A 19,248-nucleotide genomic window follows, 5' to 3' on the forward strand; every position below is an offset into this window, starting at 1 on the left:
GATGAGTCGTTACCTGATATTGGTGCGAAGGGCGGGGTGGTTGGTGCCGGTTGGATGACGAGTGGTCCCCCCGGCTCTATGTGTGAGCGAGCCTTTGTAGGAGTGAGCCTGCTCGCGATGGCGTCCTTTCAACCAACTCAGCTTTAACAGGCCTGACGCCATCGCGAGCAGGCTCGCTCCCACAGGGTTGTGGGGTGTTATCGAGGGCTATATCCGGCCAGTTTCTTCTCGAGATTAAGCCGCACCTCCGGCCACTCGTCATCAATGATGCTGAACCGCACCGAGTTGCGCTTGCGGCCGTCCGGCATGATCCGTTCGTGGCGCACGATGCCTTCCTGTTGCGCACCCAGCCGCAAAATCGCCTGACGGGATGCCTGGTTGTTTTCATCGGTGGTGAATTGCACACGCACACAGTCCAGCACCTCGAAGGCATGGCGCAGCATCAGGTACTTGGCTTCGGTGTTGACGAAGGTTTTCTGCCAGCTCGCGCTGATCCAGCTGCTGCCAATTTCCAGCTTGCGGTTGAGTGGGTCGATTTTCCAGAAACGTGTTGAACCGATCACCTCACCGGTCTCTTCAAGCACGATGACGAACGGCAGGACCGTGCCGGCATCGCGACCGTCGAGGGCTTTTTTCAGGTAACTGTCGACGGTCGTCGGGGAGGGCACGACGGTGACCGTCAGGTTCCACAGCTCACCGTCCTGCGCGGCATTGAGCAGCGCGGCGGCATCACTGGATTGCAGGGGGCGCAGGCTGATTCGTTGACCGTCCAGGGTGTCCATGCTCGAGGCCTTCTCGGAAAAATTCGCGGGGGCGCGCGCCATTACAAGGGAGCCGTCGTCGATTGGCAAGTGCCGCACTGACACCTTTAATCGCCTGCTGTGCCGGTCACCGCAACTGTCGCCACGCAATCGGGTCACAACCGGATACCGCCAATCCGTTGCGAGCCTCGGACCATGAAAAACCTGAAAATCGCCACCTTCAATGTCAACGGCCTGCGCGCGCGCCTGCCCAACTTGTTGGCGTGGCTGGAACGGGAAAAACCGGACATCGCGTGTTTGCAGGAGCTCAAGTCGGTCGACTCGGCTTTTCCGGCTGCCGAACTTGAAGCGGCCGGTTATGGCGCCCTCTGGCAAGGGCAGTCGTCGTGGAACGGGGTGGCGATTCTGGCGCGAGATGCGCAACCGCTGGAGAGTCGACGCGGTTTGCCGGGTGACGACACGGACACCCACAGTCGCTATCTGGAAGCGGCAGTGCACGGCGTGCTGGTGGGGTGTCTGTATCTGCCCAATGGCAACCCGCAGCCGGGGCCGAAATTCGATTACAAACTGGCGTGGTTCGAGCGACTCATCGCTTATGCCAAGGATCTGCAGAGCAGCGAGCACCCGGTGGTGCTGGCCGGCGACTACAACGTGGTGCCCACCGATCTGGACATCTACAACACCCGCTCATGGCTCAAGGATGCGTTGCTGCAACCACAAAGCCGCGCGTGTTATCAACGCTTGCTGGATCAGGGTTGGACTGATTCTTTGCGTCATTTGTATCCCGAGGATCGGCTTTACACGTTCTGGGATTATTTCCGCCAACACTGGCAGAGCAATTCCGGGCTGCGCATTGATCATCTGTTGCTGAACCCGGCGCTGAGTCCCTATCTGCAAGAGGCGGGTGTCGATGCCTGGGTGCGCAATGAACCGCATGCCAGTGATCATGCGCCGACGTGGATTCGGGTGAGTTCGCGCAAGCGACATTGAAGGTGATTGGCGAAATCAATTGTCAGTTGCACCGCTTTATCCCTTATACATGGCGGCCATCGGCGGAGAGATCCGCGGCCCCATGCATAAGGACTGAGCAATGAGCGAGCCACGCCTGACCCACCTTGCGGTGTATCTACAGCGTCTGGGCTTCGACGCCCCCCCGGCGCCGACCCTGGAAACCCTGCGCCAGCTGCAGCTGCGCCACACCGGTGCCTTCGCGTTCGAAAACCTCACCACGTTGTCGGGCGAGCCGGTGCTGATAGACCTGCCGTCCATCGAACAGAAAGTCCTGTTCGAAGGTCGCGGTGGTTACTGCTATGAACTCAACAACCTGTTCCTGGCCTTGCTCCAGGAGCTGGGTTTCGATGCTCGCGGCATCAGCGGCCGCGTCGTAATGGGCCAACCCGAAGGCGCGTGGACTGCACGCACACACCGCTTGAGCCTGGTCACGCTGGACGACGTGCGTTACATCACCGACGTCGGCTTCGGCGGCATGGTCCCCACCGCACCCCTGATGCTCGATACCGACGCTGAACAACTCACACCGCATGAACCGTATCGCATTGAACGCCATGAAGATGGCTACACCTTGCGGGCCAACGTCGGTGGCGAGTGGCGCCCGATGTATATTTTCGACCTGCAGCGCCAGGAAGATATCGACTACACCGTCGGTAACTGGTACGTCTCCACCCATCCCGAATCGTCGTTTGCGCGGCAGCTGATGGTTGCCCGAACCGGCGACGACTGGCGCCGTACGCTGAACAACGGCAGCTTTGCGATACACCGGGTCGGTCACGAAAGCGAACGTCGGCAGGTGGCGGATGTGGACGAGTTGGTCGGGGTACTGCAGGACGAGTTCGGTATTCGGGTGCCGGAAAATGCACAGTTGAAACGGGTGCTTGAGCGATTGGTTCGCCCAAGCTGAGCCCGTGTTTTTGCGGCCTCACAGCGGTGTGTTCAAGGCGCCATCACCCGATGAATTTCACTGAGGGCCTCGGTTAGTTTTTTCTCGAGATCCTTCAGCTCGCCAGGGGTTATCCCTTCCTTGAAATGCCGGGCATTCCCAACAGCCGTGCGCTGATCGAGCTCAACGGGTGTTTCCCGGTGATTGAGCAACGCCTGACGCAAGGTGTTGTTGATCACCGTCTGATAGCCAAACCCCTCGCTCTCGGCAAGCGCGCGAGCGGCCTCTATGACGGCATCATCCAGCATGATGGTGATTCGGGTTTTGCCTTTGCTGCTGGCTATGGCGCCACGCTTGGCATTGCTGAAGTCGTATTCGTCTTTCATCTTCATGGCCTCAAGACACGCTGTCGAAAGGCATGCTTATGCATATTTAATATGCATAACAAGAAAAGATATATTCAAAAATTTTGAGGAGCCAGCAAGCCGCACAGATAAGGCCGAAATGGACACATGTCCATAATCTGACTGATGAGTTGTATACAACTCTATAGACATTTGTCCTGAGTCTTGCATACAGTGTGCGCATAACAAAAACCAGGGAACCCCCTAACATGAAAACGCCCCATGTTTCACACCAACGGCCCGAGGATGAAAACCTTGGGATCGGCGCGAATATGGCTTACGGCCTGCAACATGTTCTGACCATGTACGGCGGCATCGTCGCGGTGCCTTTGATCATTGGTCAGGCGGCCGGGCTCTCGCCGGCGGACATCGGATTGTTGATTGCTGCTTCATTGTTTGCAGGGGGGCTGGCGACGTTATTGCAGACCCTTGGTTTACCGTTTTTCGGTTGTCAGTTGCCGCTGGTACAGGGCGTGTCTTTCTCTGGCGTCGCGACCATGGTGGCGATTGTCAGCAGTGGCGGGGAGGGCGGGTTTCAGTCGATTCTCGGGGCGGTGATTGCCGCGTCGTTGATTGGCTTGCTGATCACGCCGGTGTTCTCGCGCATCACCAAGTTCTTCCCGCCGCTGGTCACGGGCATTGTGATCACCACCATCGGCTTGACGCTGATGCCAGTGGCGGCACGCTGGGCCATGGGCGGCAACAGCCATGCGCCAGACTTTGGCAGCATGGCGAACATTGGCCTGGCGGCGGTGACGCTGGTGCTGGTGCTGCTATTGAGCAAGATTGGCAGCGCGACCATCTCTCGATTGTCGATTCTGCTGGCGATGGTTATCGGTACAGTCATCGCGGTGTTCCTCGGCATGGCAGACTTCTCGTCTGTCACCCAGGGTCCGATGTTCGGCTTCCCGACGCCGTTCCATTTCGGCATGCCGACCTTCCACTTCGCCGCCATCCTGTCGATGTGCATCGTGGTCATGGTGACGTTGGTGGAAACCTCGGCGGATATCCTCGCCGTCGGCGAAATCATCGGTACCAAAGTCGACTCCAAGCGTCTGGGCAACGGCCTGCGCGCCGACATGCTGTCGAGCATGATCGCGCCGATCTTCGGTTCGTTCACCCAAAGTGCTTTCGCCCAGAACGTGGGGCTGGTGGCGGTGACCGGGATCAAGAGCCGCTTCGTGGTTGCCACGGGCGGTTTGTTTTTGGTGATCCTCGGCTTGCTGCCCTTCATGGGCCGGGTCATCGCCGCAGTGCCGACGTCGGTCCTCGGCGGCGCCGGTATCGTGCTGTTCGGCACCGTGGCGGCCAGTGGTATTCGTACGCTGTCCAAGGTTGATTACCGCAACAACGTCAACCTGATCATCGTCGCCACCTCCATCGGTTTCGGCATGATTCCGATTGCTGCACCGAACTTCTACGATCATTTCCCGAGCTGGTTCGCGACCATTTTCCACTCGGGCATCAGCTCGTCGGCGATCATGGCCATCGTGCTGAACCTGACCTTCAACCACCTCACGGCCGGTAACTCGGATCAGCAGTCGGTGTTCGCGGCCGGTACTGAGCGCGTACTGCGTTACCAGGATCTGGCAGCACTGCGTGAAGGGGATTACTTCAGCGAAGGCAAGCTGCATGACTGCGACGGGAAAGAAATCCCGGTGGTGGAGACGGACCATGGGCACGGCGAACCACGTGCCGCGCATGCGAAAAGCAGTGAGCATGTCTGACAACACTCAAGAAATGAAAATATGAAAAAGGCGTCCTTCGGGACGCCTTTTTTATTGCCTGAATTACGCTCTGGCGACGGCGCTGGCCAAGAGGGTTTGTCGTCAAATGTGAAGTCGCTGACGTCAAATGAAAAGCAGTCGGCGTGCTCGTGACGATACTGGTTTTCCCTGCGAAACCCCGTTTATACATCAAGCCTGGCGGGGGAGAGCTGTCAGTTGCATCTCAGTAAAACAATTATAGAGAGCGCAGAATGAAGTTCAGTTTTATAGACAACAGCAAGCCGAGCCGCCGGCGCGTGCTACGCGATGCCTTCACCCTGGCGTTGGCCGCTTCTCCATTGGCGAGCCTCGCCAAGGCTGCCGAGGAAACCAATAAGGCCGACGAAACTGCCGAAGAAGTCACCTTCGCGGCTGGCCCACGGCCGTTGGTGCAATACCCGCAAAAGCGCCCGTTGACCCTGGTGACCACCCGCCCGCCGCACCTTGAGACGCCGTTCCCGGTTTTCAATGAAGGGCCTATCACACCCAATGACGCCTTTTTCGTGCGTTATCACTTGGCCAATTTTCCTACCAGCATTGATCCGGACACCTACCGTCTGACGATCAAGGGCTCGGTCAATACGCCGCTATCCCTTTCCCTGGCAGAGCTCAAGGCTCTCGCCGAGCCGGTAGAAGTGGTGGCGGTGAATCAGTGTTCGGGTAACAGCCGTGGCTTCTCAATGCCGCGCGTGTTCGGCGCGCAATTGGGCAACGGTTCAATGGGCAATGCCCGCTGGGTGGGCGTCCCGCTCAAGGCGGTACTGGAAAAGGCCGGTGTGAAAGCCGACGCCAAACAAGTGACCTTCCGTGGGCTCGATAAGCCTGTGCTGCCAAGCACGCCGGAGTTCATCAAGGCGCTGGACATCAGCCATGCCATGGACGGTGAGCCGATGATCGCCTGGTCGATGAACGGCACCGACCTGCCATTCCTCAACGGTTACCCGATACGTCTGGTGGTGCCGGGGTATTTCGGCACGTACTGGGTCAAGCACCTGAGCGAGATCGAAGTCGTCGACCACACCTTCGACGGTTTCTTCATGGCCAAAGGTTACCGGGTGCCGGACAACGATTGTTTCTGCATCGCACCCGGCACCACGGCGGCGCAAACCAAACCGATTTCCAGACTGCCGGTGCGCAGCTTCATCACCAGCGTCAAACATGGCGATGTGTTACCGCTGAAAAAAAGCGTGGTGCTCAAGGGCATCGCGTTCGACGGCGGCGCAGGCGTCAACAAGGTGGAAATTTCCATCGACGGCGCGAAGAGCTGGCGCGAAGCCAAGCTGGGTCAGGACCTTGGCCGTTTCTCCTTCCGGGAGTGGACGCTGCCGATCACCTTTACCAGCAAGGGCGCCACGCAATTGATGGTGCGAGCGAGTAACAGTGCGGGCGAGACGCAGCCGCTGCAAGCCGATTGGAACCCGGCCGGTTACCGCCGCCACGTCGTAGAAACCAGCCACGTGACTGTCGCCTGAGGGGCCCGCATGAAACTCATGAAACGCATGACCACTTTGCTGTGCGCGGCTCAGGTTGGCTGGATTGGCCTGGCGAGCGCAGCGCCGCTCTCGATCACGCTGCCGCCTGAAACGGCGGTGTTCAAACCCAGTGCGCTGCCAGGCTATCAACTGGCCCAGCAGAAATGTTCCACCTGCCATTCCGCCGATTACATCAGCTTCCAGCCTCCCGGCATGACCCTGGCGCAGTGGACGGGTGAAGCGGGCAAGATGCAGCACGTGTACGGGGCGCCGATCAGCGATCAGGATGTGAGCATTATCGGCGCTTACCTGGCGGTCACCTACGGCAGTGCCCATGCGAACGATGCCGAGGTGCAGGCAGCCTCGAACCCGCCGGCAAGCCAGCCTCCGGCAGCGCCCGTGGCCAAAGTCGATGCCATGGCTTTGCTGCAGGGCAACGCTTGTCTGTCCTGCCACGCCATCGATCACAAGATTGTAGGCCCGGCCTATCACGAGGTGGCGGCCAAGTACGCCAATGATCCGCAGGCGCTGGCCAAGGTCACGTCGAGCATTCAACACGGCGGTACCGGCAAATGGGGGGAGGTTCCGATGCCGCCTTTCGCGCAGCTAAGCCCGGATGATCTGCACACCCTGAGCACGTTCATCTTGCAGCAGTAAATTCCCTGTCAACGCGCGTTACCTGCCATTGGTGATCGCTCTGGGAATGTCGTCCAGGGTGATCACCCGATCCACGCCACCCAATTTGATCGCCTCTTTCGGCATGCCAAACACCACGCAGCTGGTTTCATCCTGAGCATAGGTGCGTGCCCCTGTCTCATGTAATTCCTTCAAGCCGCGGGCACCGTCATCGCCCATGCCGGTCATGATGATGCCGGTGGCATTTTTGCCGGCGAACTTGGCCACTGAACGAAACAGCACGTCCACGGACGGGCGATGACGGTTGACCATTGGGCCATCGACGACCTCGACGTGGTAGTAGGCGCCGCTGCGCTTGAGCAGCATGTGCTTGCCGCCGGGGGCGATCAGGGCCAGGCCGGGAATCACTCGGTCGTTGTTCTTCGCTTCGCGCACTTCTATCTGCGACAGCGTGTTCAAGCGCGCAGCGAATGAGGCGGTAAATTTTTCCGGCATGTGCTGCACGATGACGATGCCCGGGGAAACCCGTGGCAGCGCGGTCAGCACCCGTTCCAGTGCCTGGGTGCCCCCAGTGGAGGTGCCGATGGCGATAATCCGCTCCGTGGTCTGCGCCATGGCCTGGCCGCTGGAGGGCGGCAGAATGGCGTCGGCATTCAATTTGACCTCTACCGGTGAGCGCGCTGCGGCGTTCCTGACCAGTTGCTTGACGTTGGCCTGCGCGGCGGCCCTGACCGCCGCCACCAGCTCGGCGGAGGATTGTTCGAGGAAACCTTTCAGGCCGGCCTTGGGCTTGGTAATGATTTCCACGGCCCCGGCGGCAAGGGCCTGGAGCGTGGTTTCCGCGCCTCGTTCCGTGAGCGTTGAGCAGATCACCACCGGAGTGGGGCGCTCGGCCATGATTTTCTTCAGGAAGGTGATGCCGTCCATGCGCGGCATTTCCACGTCCAGCACAATCACGTCGGGCCACTCTTTGGCCATTTTATCCATGGCGAAGAGGGGATCGGAGGCGGCGCCAATCACCTGGATATCCGGCTCGCGCTCCAGCAACGCGAGCACCACCTGGCGTACCACGGCAGAGTCGTCGACCAGCAGAACCCTGATTTTTTTCATAGGCACTTTTAGCTCTCGTTCAAGTCTTGATGGCGGACCCAGACATGGCCGCTGCTGATATCGAAGATCACGTCGCGGTGCCCGTTGCGCCCTAAATCCTCGGCGCTCAGCTGCAAATGGTGGCGCGTGACCAACTGGCGTGCGGCGTTGATATTGCTCTGGGCGACGCTGGTTTCCTCGCTGTAGCCGGCGAACATGGTGCCGCCGCCGAACAGCTTGACCTGGTAATCCTCGGGCCGCGTGTGATGGTGAGCCACTTCCAGCAGAAAAAGTGCCATGGCCTCGTCGGCATATTTGCCGTCCAGTGGTCCGCCGGACTTCTGCCGGTTCGGCAGCATGTAGTGGCACATACCCCCGATCATGCGCGCCGGGTGCCACAGGGTAATGGCGACGCAGGAACCCAGCAGGGTGCGGATACGTGTGGCCGCATCGCCGAAATAGAACTCGCCGGGCTGCAGGAAAATCTCATTGCCGCCGAGGGGCCTGTTCATGGTTTGCGGTAAATCGAGGGTGAAATCAGTTTCAAGCCATCGGTGATGCCGTTCAGGCTTTCCGAATGACTGACGATGAAATAGCCGCCGGGCTTGAGCAGCGGCAGCATGCGCGCGACCACCTTGCGTTTGGTTTCCTGATCGAAATAGATCATCACGTTGCGCAGGAAAATCACCTCGAACTCGCCGATGTTGGGCAGTGATTCGTTGAGATTGATCGGCATGAAGTGCACCCGGCTACGCAGGCTTCGTTCGATCAGGAATGTACCGTCCTGGCTTCCCGTGCCTTTCAGGCAATGTCTGGCCAGCAAGGGCTGCGCAATGTGGCTGGCGCGCTCGATCGGGTAGTGCCCCGTGCGGGCCTTGGCCAGCACCTGACTGCTGATGTCAGAACCGATGATTTCCCAAGGCGTACTGCCCAGGCCATCGGCCAGGGTCATGGCCAGGCTGTAGGGTTCCTCGCCGGAGGAGCTGGCGGCACTCCACAGACGGAAGGTTTTGCCCGGAGCGGCCTTGGGTAAAACCTGCTGGCGCAGGAAGTCGAAATGCTTGGGTTCGCGGAAAAAATAGGTTTCGTTGGTGGTGAGCAAGTCCAGGGCAATCTGCAATTCCGCAGTGGCCCCATGACCCATGATCATCTGGAAATAGTCGCCGTAGCTGTTCAGTTGATGGTGCTTCAAACGTTTGGACAGGCGCCCGGCAACCAGTGCTTTTTTCGCGGGGCTCAGGTTGATGCCGGCGGCACGATACAGCCAGCTCTGGAACTGCTTGAACTCGCTATCCTTGAGCGCTTCTGCATTCACGATCAAACATCCTTGCCAGGTAGGGGAGCGCCGTTGCAATGCACAATCGATCCAGGCCGAAGCGCACCAGGCGCCTCGACCAGGGTCGATGATCAGCCGGTCGGGCTTGCTAACCCGACGCGGCATCCGTCAGTGCGCCGACCTCGGATAAGCTCGCCATCTCGTCCACCGACAACACGCGGTCGGCGTTGAGGACGATGACGAATTTACCCGCCACCTTGGCCATGCCGCTGATGAAGTCGGAACGTATCCGCGCGCCGAAACTGGGCGCCGGCTCGATCTCGCCGGCGGGGATTTCCAGCACCGCCGAGACCGCATCCACCATCAGCCCCACATCCTGAGTGCCCGCGTCCGAGTCGGCCTCGATAATGACGATGCACGACCGCCGGGTAATATCGGACTTCTGCCGGCCGAACCGCGCCGACAGGTCCACCACTGGCACTACCGCACCGCGCAGGTTGATCACCCCACGGACGAAGGCGGGCATCATCGGCACGCTGGTGATGTTGCCGTACTCGAGGATCTCCTTGATCCCGAGTATGCCGATGGCAAACATCTCGCCGCCCAGGAGGAAGGTCAGGTACTGCGCTTCCTCCTGGTGAATGGCCTCGGGTCGATTGGTATTAATCAGTGCACCCATGCTGACCTCCCGTTAAAACCGAGTGAATTCGGCTTCTGCGACGCTGCTGGCCGCGTAGTGAGTGGCCGCCCGGTGGGGCAGGTGCTTGGGCGGCTGTTGTGGTTTTTTGCCCGGCGCCGGCGTCCTGTGCGCGACTGCCTTGTGCGGGCTGTCGCTGACCTCGGACTCCCGGGCAAAGAAGCTCATCGCCTGTTGCAGTTGCTCGGCCTGGCTGCTCATCTCCTCGGCGGTGGCCGCCAGCTCTTCGCTGCTGGAGGCGTTCTGCTGGGTGATCTGGTTCAGTTGGTTCATGGCCGTGTTGATCTGCGCCACCCCGGAAGATTGCTCTTCCGACGCCGCGCTGATCTCCTGAACCAGGTCCGAAGTCTTGTTGATCGAGGGCAGCATTTCGTTGAGCAATTTGCCGGCCTTCTCGGCCATCTCCACGCTGCTGGAGGACAACTGACCGATCTCCTGTGCCGCCACCTGACTGCGCTCGGCGAGCTTGCGCACCTCGGCGGCGACGACGGCAAAGCCCTTGCCATGCTCGCCCGCCCGCGCCGCCTCGATGGCGGCGTTGAGCGCCAACAGATTGGTCTGGTAGGCAATGTCGTCGATGATGCCGATGCGCTGGGCGATCTGTTTCATCGCGGCGACCGTCTGTTGTACCGATTCGCCACCCTCGGTGGCTTCTTTGGAAGCCTTGCTGGCCATGCCGTCGGTGACCTTGGCGTTTTCGGTGTTCTGATTGATGCTCGCGCTCATCTGCTCGATCGACGCGCTGGTTTCCTCGACGCTGGCCGCCTGCTCACTGGTGGCCTGACTCATGGACTGGGCGGTGGCGCTGACCTGTTCGGAGGCGGTGACCAACGCGTCCGCCGCGGCACTGACATCCTCGATAATCGTGGTCAGCTTCTCTGCCGTGGAGTTCGCATCGTCTTTCACTTGAGCAAAGATGCCGGTCGATTCTCGGGTGATGCGCTGTCCAAGGTCGCCATTGGCAAGCCCGCTGAAGACACGACTGACATCCTCGATGACGTTCGAGAGTGCGTCACAGCTGGCATTCGCATCGTCTTTGACCTGGCCAAACACACCCGAATAGTCGCGGGTGATGCGTTGGTCCAGGTCGCCCTTCGACATGGCGCCAAACAGGCGTCCCACGTCCGCAAAAATAACCCCGGTGGTTTCCATTAGCGAGTTGACGCCGGCGCATAGCACCTGGATCGGGCCGCTCTTGCCTTCAAGAGGGATGCGTTGGCTCAGGTCGCCATCCTTCGCCGCTGAAGTCACGTGCTGTGCTTGCTCTACCGCCTGCACCAGCATGTTGTTCGCATTGACCTGCGCCGTGACGTCGGTGGCGTATTTGACGACTTTGAAGGGCTGACCGTTCATGTCCATGATCGGGTTGTAGGAGGCTTGAATCCAGATTTCCTTGCCGCCTTTGCCGATGCGCTTGTATTCGCCGGCATCGAATTCACCGCGCCCGAGCTTGTCCCAGAACACGCGGTATTCAGGAGAGGCGCGGTAGACCGGGTCGGCAAACATGCTGTGATGTTGGCCCTTGATCTCGGCCAGGGTGTAGCCGAGCGTGTTCAGGAAGTTGTCGTTGGCGTGCAAAATCTTGCCATCGAGCGAGAACTCGATCACCGCTTGTGCCTTGCTGATGGCGCCGAGCTGCCCTGCGAAATCGGCCGCTTGCAACTTGCTCTGGGTAATGTCGGTCGCGTACTTGACGACTTTGAAGGGTTTGCCGTCCATGTCCATGATCGGGTTGTAGGAGGCTTGTATCCAGATTTCCTTGCCACCTTTGCCGATGCGTTTGTACTCGCCGGCATCGAATTCACCGCGCCCGAGTTTGTCCCAGAACAGGCGATATTCAGGCGAAGCGCTGTAGGCCGGATCGGCAAACATACTGTGATGTTGGCCCTTGATCTCGGCGAGGGTGTAGCCCAGCGTGTTCAAGAAGTTGTCGTTGGCGTGCAAGATCCTGCCATCGAGGGAAAACTCAATGACGGCCTGTGCTTTGTTGATAGCGTCGATTTGCCCTTTTAAATCCGATAACAGCGCTTGCTCTTTAAGGCGTTCTTCCTGGTTATAGCTGAATCGATTAATAAAACGGGTGACCATTGATTGATTAGCCTGATTCATGACAACTCCCAATGAAGTTCAATTTTTTATTCTGTGGCCTGTTGCATCGCTTCAGATGTTATTGAGCAGGTCAGTCATGCGCCCCTTGTTCGACACGCGTCAGTTCCCCTTGAATCAGCGCTTTGCACGTTCATCAACGGTGTTTTTTAAATCGGTATTCAGGCTTCAGCCAACGCCGGTTGCAGGTGGTTGTATGCCTGCTGTTGGGTGACCTGTTGCAGCAAGTTCGGTACATCGAGAATCAATGCCACCTCGCCGCTGCCCAGAATGGTCGAGCCGCCGATGCCGCGCAGGGCGCTGAACAGTTTGCCCAGCGGTTTGATCACGGTCTGGAATTCACCTTGCAATTCGTCCACCACCAAACCGGCTTTCTGCTCGCCGCAACGCACCACCACCACGTTCTCACGCCGACCCGAGCTGCCTTCGGCGTTGAACTGTTCACGCAGGTACACCAGCGGCAGCACTTCGCCACGCAAGTTCAGGTAGCTGCGTTCGTGGGTGGCTTGACGATCTTCTTCTGTGAGCTCCAGGCACTCTTGCACCATGTCCAGGGGCACCACGTAAGTGGCCTGGCCGACGCCCACCAGAAAGCCATCGATGATCGCCAGGGTCAGCGGCAGGCGGATGCGCACCCGGGTGCCCCGACCCGCCTGGCTGTCGAGGTCGACACTGCCGCGCAGCGCGGTGATGTTGCGCTTGACCACGTCCATGCCGACGCCTCGGCCGGAGAGGTTGGTGACGGTCGCCGCAGTGGAGAAACCCGGCTCGAAAATCAGGTTGTAGATGTCCTGATCGGACGGTGTGGCGGTGGCGGAAAGCAGGCCGCGCTCGCGGGCCTTGTGCAGGATGCGTTCGCGGTCGAGTCCGGCGCCGTCGTCGACGATCTCGATGACGATGCTGCCGGAGTCATGGTAGGCGTTGAGGCTCAGCGTGCCTGTCAGCGGTTTGCCCGCTGCCTGGCGAACCTCGGGCGATTCAATGCCGTGATCCATGGCGTTGCGCAGCAAGTGCATCAAGGGATCGCCGATCTTTTCCACAACGGTCTTGTCGAGCTCGGTGTCGGCGCCGCTGATCTGCAGATCGATATCCTTGCCCAGTTCCAGGCTGACATCGCGCACCACTCGCTGGAAGCGATTAAAGGTGTCGCCGATTGGCACCATGCGCAGGCGCAGGGCGCTGTCGCGGATTTCCTCGACCAGGCCTGAGACCCTTGAGCTGGCTTCCTGCAGCGCGTCGTTGTGGCTGCGCTGAGCCAGCAGGTTGGCGCCGGCTCCCGCGATCACCAGCTCGCCGACCAGGTTGATCAGCTCGTCCAGCTTGTCCGCATCCACCCGAACGTAGCGGTTCTCTTTGTTCTTGCTATCTTGGATCTGGTTTTGCTTGTTCAGTGCGGCCTGCACCAGTGCGGGCGTCACCGAGCGCTGCTCGACGAGGATTTCACCCAAAGGGGCGGCCGGGTGGCTGGATTCAACAGGGGCGCGTTGTTCGTGCAGGGCTTTTTCCAGCTCTTGCGGGGTCAGGGCGCCGCTGCTGACCAGGAGCTCACCCAGACGGGCTGCATCTTCCGGGAGTCGATCAATCAGCTCGATGTATTCGGCGATCTTGCTGTGCGGCGGGAGGATGTGGATCAGGCAATCGTCGCGCACGAAGTCGAAGGCTTCAGCGATGGCCGCTTTGTCCGCGGTGGACTGGTAGTCAATCTCGAAGCCCAGGTAACAGGCTTCGGCATCCATCGCATCGGCCTGCGGCATGCCATCGGCGAGGGTAGTGATGCGGACGATCTCGCCCTGGCTGTTGAGATAACGCAGGAACGACAGCGGGTCCATGCCGTTGCGCAGCACGTCCTGGCCAAAGCGCAGCGAGATGTGCCAGAGGTCGGAGGCCACGCTGTCATCCGCGCAGACCTCGGTCAGATAATCGCTATTGAACGGCGCAACGGCGGTGGCGGGTGGCTCCTGCGCCAGCGAGTTGCCCTGGTAGGTGTTCAGGCGTTGGCGCAGGCCGCTTTCCCGAGTCTGTGCCAAGGTGTCCAGCTGTCCGCCTTGGGCGGCAACCACGTTGACCAGCTCCAGCATGTGGTCGCCGCACTCCAACAGCAGCGCGACCAGTTCGCTGTTGATGCCGACCGCGCCATCACGCACGCGATCGAGCACGTCTTCGACGATATGGGTGAAGCCAACGACCGGTTCCAGGCCAAACAAACCGGCGGAACCCTTGATGGTGTGCGCGGCACGAAAGATGGCGCCCAGGGTGTCGCCGTCGCCCGGTTCGCTCTCCAGCCGCAGCAACGACTCTTCCATATCCTGGAGCAGTTCGCGGGCTTCGGCGATGAAGGTTTGCAGGGCTTGATCGAGATTTATACTCACGCTGAATTCCTTTTACGCTGAGGTCAGCTAGCGGCCGAGTTGGAAATAACCAGAGGGTCGCCAAAAAAGGCGGCGAGGTTGCACAGGTCGAAGACTTCCAACACCGCGCGGCTGTGCCCAGCCAGGCGCAAGGTCCTGCCGACGCGCGTGGCTTCGCGTTTGGCCAGCAACAGTTGCTGCATGCCGGCGCCATCCATTTCGCTGACCTGGGACAGATCAATTTCCAGCTCGCCGGGCTCGGCCAGGTGGGGCAATAGCTGTGCCTTGAACTCGGCCGCGGTATAGATGTTCATCTCGCCTTCGATATGCAGCTGGCACAGGCCATTCAGTGTGGCTACGCGGATGTTCATGCTCGCCTCCGGATTTAGTCGATCAAGGCAGGATCAGTTTGGCGACGGCGGCCAGCATCTGTGCCGGCTGGAAAGGTTTGACCACCCAGGCCCTGGCCCCGGCAGCCTGGCCTTCCTGTTTCTTCGCTTCCTGGGATTCGGTGGTCAGCATGATGATCGGGGTGAATTTGTAATTGGCCAGCTTCTTCACCTCCTTGACCAGCGTGATGCCATCCATGTTGGGCATGTTCACATCGCTGATCATCAGGTGGATTTTCTGTCCGTTCAGCTTGGTCAGCGCATCCTTGCCATCGCTGGCCTCGATCACGTCGTAGCCAGCCCCCTTCAAGGCAATGCTGACCACCTGGCGTACGCTGCTGGAATCGTCGACGACCATTACGGTTTTAGCCATGCTGCTCTCCTGTTAGAAAAAAGTGATTTCCTGTTCCTTGGCGGCGCTGGAACTGTGTCCGTGATGGATTTGTCGCTGCTCATCGGTGGCGTAGGTCAGCTCCATGCTCGCCAACCAGGCTCGAGCATCGATCTGTTGCAACTGATCCGGATTGCGCTGGCCGTTCTGCAAGTGCTGGTGCAAGGCCTGCATGTTGTCGCGAACATGGGAAAGGATCTGGCTGACGCGATCCTGGAACTGCAGGCCGATCAGGACCTCGCTGATTTCGTCGCGGATGCCGACACTCTCTTGCTGGAGTAACTCGGTAGAGCCCGACAGGCGCTGGGTAATGCTGTGAAAACGATCCAGCACATGTTGAATGCTGGCTTCGGAGGCGGAGACCGAGTGCTGGTCATTCGTTGCAGTGTTGTCGGCGACTTCGACCAGGCGAGTGATGGCGCTGTTGATGATGCCGACGGTGGCCGACATCTTTTTCCCGGTGTCGCTTGAGAGACTCGACAAGCTGCGCACGGCATCGGCCACCACGGCGAAACCACGGCCCGCTTCACCTGCTCGTGCGGCTTCAATCGCGGCATTCAGCGCCAAGAGGTTGGTTTGCGCAGCGATCGCCGCGACCTCTTTAGACATGCTCAGCAGTTCGCCGGTGTAGTCGGTGAGGCTGCGGACTTGTTCCAGCATCTCGTCGCGGCTCAGCTGCGTGGCCTTGAGGGAATTGACCACCTGCGTCAGTTCCGTTTCGCTTTGCGCGAGCACCACCACTGCGCCGCTCTGGGCATCGCCGGCCAGGCCATCCGCCGCTTGTTGCGAAGTCTGCACGGCTTCTTCCAGCTTGCTGTAGATGCCTGAGAAACGCTGGCTCAGCGTGACGATGGCCTGCTCGGTCTGGCTGCGGGAGTTCTCGATCTGCTTGGTCCAAATGGGCACCGCTTCCAGGCACACGGCTTCCAGACCGTTGGCCGCCGACGCGGCACTGGCGGCCTGATGTTGGCTCAGGATGCTGGCATGTGCCTGGCTCAACGCTTGGTCAAACAGCTTGCGCTGGCAGCGGACAATCCAGGCGCAGGCACCACCGCCGCAGGCGAGCAGAATCAGTGCGGCGGTCACGTGCGGTGCTGCCATCCCGGCAAAGGCCAGCAGCGACACAGCACCGCCCGAGGCAATAGCCAGGACGGGCCAGATCAAGGCGGTGAAATCAGGACGAACGGAGGAATAATTGCGGTCAAAGTCATAAGAAGACAAGGGCGGATCCTTATTCAAATCGTTCCATTCGAGCGGCTAAACTGTCACCGATAGAGAAGTGCCTGCTCCTGCGTCTGCAACTGAATCGTTGTAATTTCAACGACTTGGCCAATGCAGGCGACAGGTCATATTGCTTTGGAACTAATACAAATTGTTGCTGTCTTGGACGATAGCAGTAGGCCATCCTTTTGCAAGGCAGCAACCGCGTCAGTCAATGTTTTATTTGGTGCTGGTGGCTTATTTTCAGCGTGATTGCGAGAGGTTGTTAATTGCGTTGCGAGGGAGGGCAGAGCGGAGGGCGACGTTTGACAACCCAAAAAACAGGCACAAAAAAAGGCCAGCTAAGCGCTGGCCTTTTTTGTGTATCTAGATGGCTCCACGACCTGGACTCGAACCAGGGACCCAGTGATTAACAGTCACTTGCTCTACCAACTGAGCTATCGCGGAATGGCGCCTATGTTACTGATTCAAAAAGAGAAGTCAAGCGCCTGATAGCAACTTGAGCGATTCGTCGGGACAGACGGTGGTTTATCGGCCGTAGGCGGTTACCAGAATCGTCCCAGAGGTCTACCATGGCTGCCCGGAAGTGGTCACACGCGCTACCGGCCATTCGCCGAAACAGGTACGCGCCATGAATCATTCAATCCTTGCACCTCACACCAGCGGGGTGTTCGCATGAGCATCGCTCAGATCAGCTTGCCCAAAGGTGTCGGCCCTCACGCCGAAAAACTGCTCGACGCAATCACGCAGGCCAGTACGGCTGAAGATCTGAACCGTGCCGGTGGCAAGGCCGAGGGTTTTGTTCTGGGCCTGGAAAGTGCCAAGGCGATCAAGAGTCAGATTGCCGAGTCGCTCTATGTCGCCTATGACGATGCCGCCAGCCAGCGTGCCACCGAATTGGCTTAACCGCCGAACGTAAACGTGCCGAGCATCATTTTGGCGTAGAGCGACGTGGCGGCCAGTTGCACCAGCCACAAGGCCAGGCCGCCAAGGAATACGCCGGCAGCGACTTGCAGTACCAGGTTATTCCCGCGTTTGGCCGGGGTGCGAGGGACGAAGTCGTCCAGCTCATCGCGGTCGGCGCGTAGGTCATCGTTTTTCATGTGGGTTCTCGTAAAATTCCTGGATGTACAAAAAACTTGTGGGAGCGAGCCTGCTCGCGAAGGCGGTCTATCTGTCACATTGATGCTGGATGTGCCGCCGTCTTCGCGAGCAGGCTCGCTCCCACATTTGATCTGCGTGCAGTCTAGAGTGACCGATCGCCGAGCTGGGAATTATCTGCGACGAATAAAAAACGGGAAGCCAATCGGCTTCCCGTTTTTCATATCACCGAACGACTCAGATCACCGCAACGATGGCCTTGGTCACTGCATCGATGTTGCTCTGGTTCAACGCCGCCACGCAGATGCGACCGGTGTCCAGGGCGTAGATGCCGAACTCGGTGCGCAGGCGGGTGACTTGCTCAACCGTCAGGCCGGAGTAAGAGAACATGCCGCGCTGACGGCCGACGAAGCTGAAGTCGCGCTGCGGGGCGTTTTTTGCCAGGGTGTCGACCATCTGGATACGCATGCCGCGAATCCGCAGGCGCATTTCAGCCAGTTCTTCTTCCCACTGGGCGCGCAGGACCGGGCTGTTCAATACCGCGGCGACGATGCTTGCACCGTGGGTTGGCGGGTTGGAGTAGTTGGTGCGGATCACGCGTTTGACTTGCGACAGCACGCGCGCGCTTTCTTCTTTCGATTCGCTGACGATCGACAGGGCACCAACGCGCTCGCCGTACAGCGAGAACGATTTAGAGAACGAGCTCGATACGAAGAAGGTCAGGCCCGATTCAGCGAACAGGCGCACAGCGGCGGCGTCTTCGTCGATGCCGTCGCCAAAGCCCTGGTAGGCCATGTCGAGGAACGGTACGTGGCCTTTGGCTTTAACCACTTCCAGCACGTTGTTCCAGTCCGCCGGGCTCAGGTCCACGCCGGTCGGGTTGTGGCAGCAGGCGTGCAGCACAACGATCGAGCCGGAGGGCAGGGCGTTGAGGTCTTCGAGTAGGCCGGTGCGGTTTACGTCGTGGGTCGCGGCGTCGTAGTAGCGGTAGTTCTGCACCGGGAAACCAGCGGTTTCGAACAGGGCGCGGTGGTTTTCCCAGCTCGGGTCGCTGATCGCCACGACGGCGTTCGGCAGCAGTTGCTTGAGGAAGTCGGCACCGATTTTCAGTGCACCGGTACCGCCCACGGCCTGCGTGGTGATGACGCGGCCAGCGGCGATCAGTGGCGAGTCATTGCCGAACAGCAATTTCTGCACAGCCTGGTCGTAGGCGGCGATACCGTCGATTGGCAAGTAGCCACGGGAAGCGTGTTGAGCGACGCGAATCGTCTCGGCTTCGACAACGGCGCGCAGGAGTGGAATTTTCCCCTCCTCGTTGCAGTAAACACCGACTCCCAGGTTGACCTTGTTGGTACGGGTATCGGCGTTGAATGCTTCGTTGAGGCCCAGGATTGGATCGCGTGGTGCCATTTCGACAGCGGAGAACAGGCTCATTTTTGCGGCGGCTCTGAATGGAGAGTGGAGGGACGTGTGGCGCTCCAGCCGAATGCACTAGAGCGGTGCACAAACGGGGAGCTAGTATAGAGGCCATCAGCGACCGATGGCGACAGCCGTTTCGGCTTTTCCGCTAAGTTTTTCCGATTATTTTTCGACCGTTAGTCGATTGCCGTCGTCAAAGGATTCACGGGATGTAGGACGTTTGCCTTGAAAGAGCAGGCAATCGACTCCACATTGAGCACAATCCAGTTTTTTCC

The 19,248-nt window shown here is 59.5% G+C and carries 17 protein-coding genes, 1 tRNA gene and 3 pseudogenes; 6 read left to right on the forward strand and 15 right to left on the reverse strand.

All coding sequences use genetic code 11. The features are described from left to right. Positions 1 to 197 precede the first annotated feature (197 nt). Positions 198 to 782 (reverse strand): GNAT family N-acetyltransferase, encoded by a 585-nt coding sequence (locus BK660_RS17885; protein WP_123434367.1) that lies wholly within the window; start codon positions 780 to 782, stop codon positions 198 to 200. A 174-nt stretch (positions 783 to 956) separates the two neighbouring features. Here BK660_RS17885 and BK660_RS17890 point away from each other — a divergent pair, with 174 nt between their 5' ends. Next, entirely contained in the window at positions 957 to 1,751 is a 795-nt protein-coding gene (locus tag BK660_RS17890; RefSeq protein ID WP_123434368.1) for an exodeoxyribonuclease III, read from the forward strand. A gap of 100 nt (positions 1,752 to 1,851) precedes the next feature. Further along, a complete protein-coding gene (locus BK660_RS17895; protein ID WP_123434369.1) occupies positions 1,852 to 2,679 on the forward strand; it encodes an arylamine N-acetyltransferase family protein in 828 nt (275 codons plus the stop codon). Positions 2,680 to 2,711: 32 nt separating this feature from the next. Here BK660_RS17895 and BK660_RS17900 read toward each other — a convergent pair whose 3' ends face one another. Continuing rightward, positions 2,712 to 3,044 carry a BrnA antitoxin family protein gene (locus BK660_RS17900; RefSeq protein ID WP_123434370.1) on the reverse strand — a complete coding sequence of 111 codons (333 nt, stop codon included), beginning with the start codon at positions 3,042 to 3,044 and terminating at the stop codon, positions 2,712 to 2,714. Between the two features lie 227 nt (positions 3,045 to 3,271). On the opposite strand from BK660_RS17900, the gene BK660_RS17905 reads away from it, so the two are divergent. The 3 genes from BK660_RS17905 to sorB all read left to right on the forward strand — a co-directional run bounded on the left by BK660_RS17905 (position 3,272) and on the right by sorB (position 6,957). Further along, the gene (locus tag BK660_RS17905; protein ID WP_123434371.1) at positions 3,272 to 4,789 is read left to right on the forward strand and encodes a nucleobase:cation symporter-2 family protein; all 1,518 of its coding nucleotides are present in this window, start codon (positions 3,272 to 3,274) and stop codon (positions 4,787 to 4,789) included. A gap of 251 nt (positions 4,790 to 5,040) precedes the next feature. Beyond that, positions 5,041 to 6,300 (forward strand): SorA family sulfite dehydrogenase catalytic subunit, encoded by a 1,260-nt coding sequence (sorA, locus tag BK660_RS17910; protein ID WP_123434372.1) that lies wholly within the window; start codon positions 5,041 to 5,043, stop codon positions 6,298 to 6,300. A 9-nt stretch (positions 6,301 to 6,309) separates the two neighbouring features. Beyond that, positions 6,310 to 6,957, forward strand: coding sequence for a SorB family sulfite dehydrogenase c-type cytochrome subunit (sorB, locus tag BK660_RS17915; protein WP_123434373.1), 648 nt, complete (start codon positions 6,310 to 6,312; stop codon positions 6,955 to 6,957). Positions 6,958 to 6,975: 18 nt separating this feature from the next. Here sorB and BK660_RS17920 read toward each other — a convergent pair whose 3' ends face one another. The 11 genes and pseudogenes from BK660_RS17920 to BK660_RS17965 all read right to left on the reverse strand — a co-directional run bounded on the left by BK660_RS17920 (position 6,976) and on the right by BK660_RS17965 (position 16,900). Beyond that, the gene (locus tag BK660_RS17920) at positions 6,976 to 8,052 is read right to left on the reverse strand and encodes a protein-glutamate methylesterase/protein-glutamine glutaminase (RefSeq protein ID WP_221178648.1); all 1,077 of its coding nucleotides are present in this window, start codon (positions 8,050 to 8,052) and stop codon (positions 6,976 to 6,978) included. Further along, positions 8,018 to 8,537: pseudogene (gene cheD, locus BK660_RS17925) on the reverse strand (chemoreceptor glutamine deamidase CheD); the annotation flags it as partial. The pseudogene cheD and the gene BK660_RS17920, both read right to left, overlap by 35 nt. Beyond that, positions 8,534 to 9,340, reverse strand: a complete 807-nt coding sequence (locus tag BK660_RS17930) for a CheR family methyltransferase (protein WP_404942945.1) — start codon at positions 9,338 to 9,340, stop codon at positions 8,534 to 8,536. The gene BK660_RS17930 and the pseudogene cheD, both read right to left, overlap by 4 nt. Before the next feature lie 109 nt (positions 9,341 to 9,449). Beyond that, positions 9,450 to 9,980 (reverse strand): chemotaxis protein CheW, encoded by a 531-nt coding sequence (locus BK660_RS17935; protein WP_123434376.1) that lies wholly within the window; start codon positions 9,978 to 9,980, stop codon positions 9,450 to 9,452. A gap of 12 nt (positions 9,981 to 9,992) precedes the next feature. Then, a pseudogene (locus BK660_RS33615) lies at positions 9,993 to 10,874 on the reverse strand (methyl-accepting chemotaxis protein); the annotation flags it as partial. A gap of 138 nt (positions 10,875 to 11,012) precedes the next feature. Continuing rightward, positions 11,013 to 12,107 (reverse strand): annotated as a pseudogene (locus BK660_RS33620) (PAS domain S-box protein); the annotation flags it as partial. A gap of 158 nt (positions 12,108 to 12,265) precedes the next feature. Next, positions 12,266 to 14,473: a chemotaxis protein CheA gene (locus BK660_RS17945; protein ID WP_123434378.1), complete on the reverse strand. Its 2,208-nt coding sequence runs from the start codon at positions 14,471 to 14,473 to the stop codon at positions 12,266 to 12,268. Positions 14,474 to 14,496: 23 nt separating this feature from the next. Further along, positions 14,497 to 14,823: an STAS domain-containing protein gene (locus tag BK660_RS17950; protein WP_123434379.1), complete on the reverse strand. Its 327-nt coding sequence runs from the start codon at positions 14,821 to 14,823 to the stop codon at positions 14,497 to 14,499. A gap of 22 nt (positions 14,824 to 14,845) precedes the next feature. Then, on the reverse strand, positions 14,846 to 15,214 hold the full coding sequence (locus BK660_RS17955) for a response regulator (RefSeq protein WP_027921610.1): 369 nt from the start codon (positions 15,212 to 15,214) through the stop codon (positions 14,846 to 14,848). A 12-nt stretch (positions 15,215 to 15,226) separates the two neighbouring features. Continuing rightward, positions 15,227 to 16,333 (reverse strand): methyl-accepting chemotaxis protein, encoded by a 1,107-nt coding sequence (locus BK660_RS17960; protein WP_123434632.1) that lies wholly within the window; start codon positions 16,331 to 16,333, stop codon positions 15,227 to 15,229. A 491-nt stretch (positions 16,334 to 16,824) separates the two neighbouring features. Further along, positions 16,825 to 16,900 (reverse strand) — tRNA-Asn (locus tag BK660_RS17965). Between the two features lie 228 nt (positions 16,901 to 17,128). On the opposite strand from BK660_RS17965, the gene BK660_RS17970 reads away from it, so the two are divergent. Beyond that, entirely contained in the window at positions 17,129 to 17,359 is a 231-nt protein-coding gene (locus tag BK660_RS17970) for a hypothetical protein (protein ID WP_027921605.1), read from the forward strand. Here the strand turns inward: BK660_RS17970 and BK660_RS17975 are convergent. Continuing rightward, positions 17,356 to 17,556, reverse strand: a complete 201-nt coding sequence (locus BK660_RS17975; RefSeq protein WP_123434380.1) for a hypothetical protein — start codon at positions 17,554 to 17,556, stop codon at positions 17,356 to 17,358. The two genes, BK660_RS17970 and BK660_RS17975, sit on opposite strands and share 4 nt — an antisense overlap. A gap of 235 nt (positions 17,557 to 17,791) precedes the next feature. After that, entirely contained in the window at positions 17,792 to 18,988 is a 1,197-nt protein-coding gene (locus BK660_RS17980) for an amino acid aminotransferase (protein WP_123434381.1), read from the reverse strand. Between the last annotated feature and the right edge of the window lie 260 nt (positions 18,989 to 19,248).

This window comes from Pseudomonas brassicacearum, assembly GCF_003732265.1.
Classification (GTDB): Bacteria; Pseudomonadota; Gammaproteobacteria; order Pseudomonadales; family Pseudomonadaceae; genus Aquipseudomonas; species Aquipseudomonas brassicacearum_D.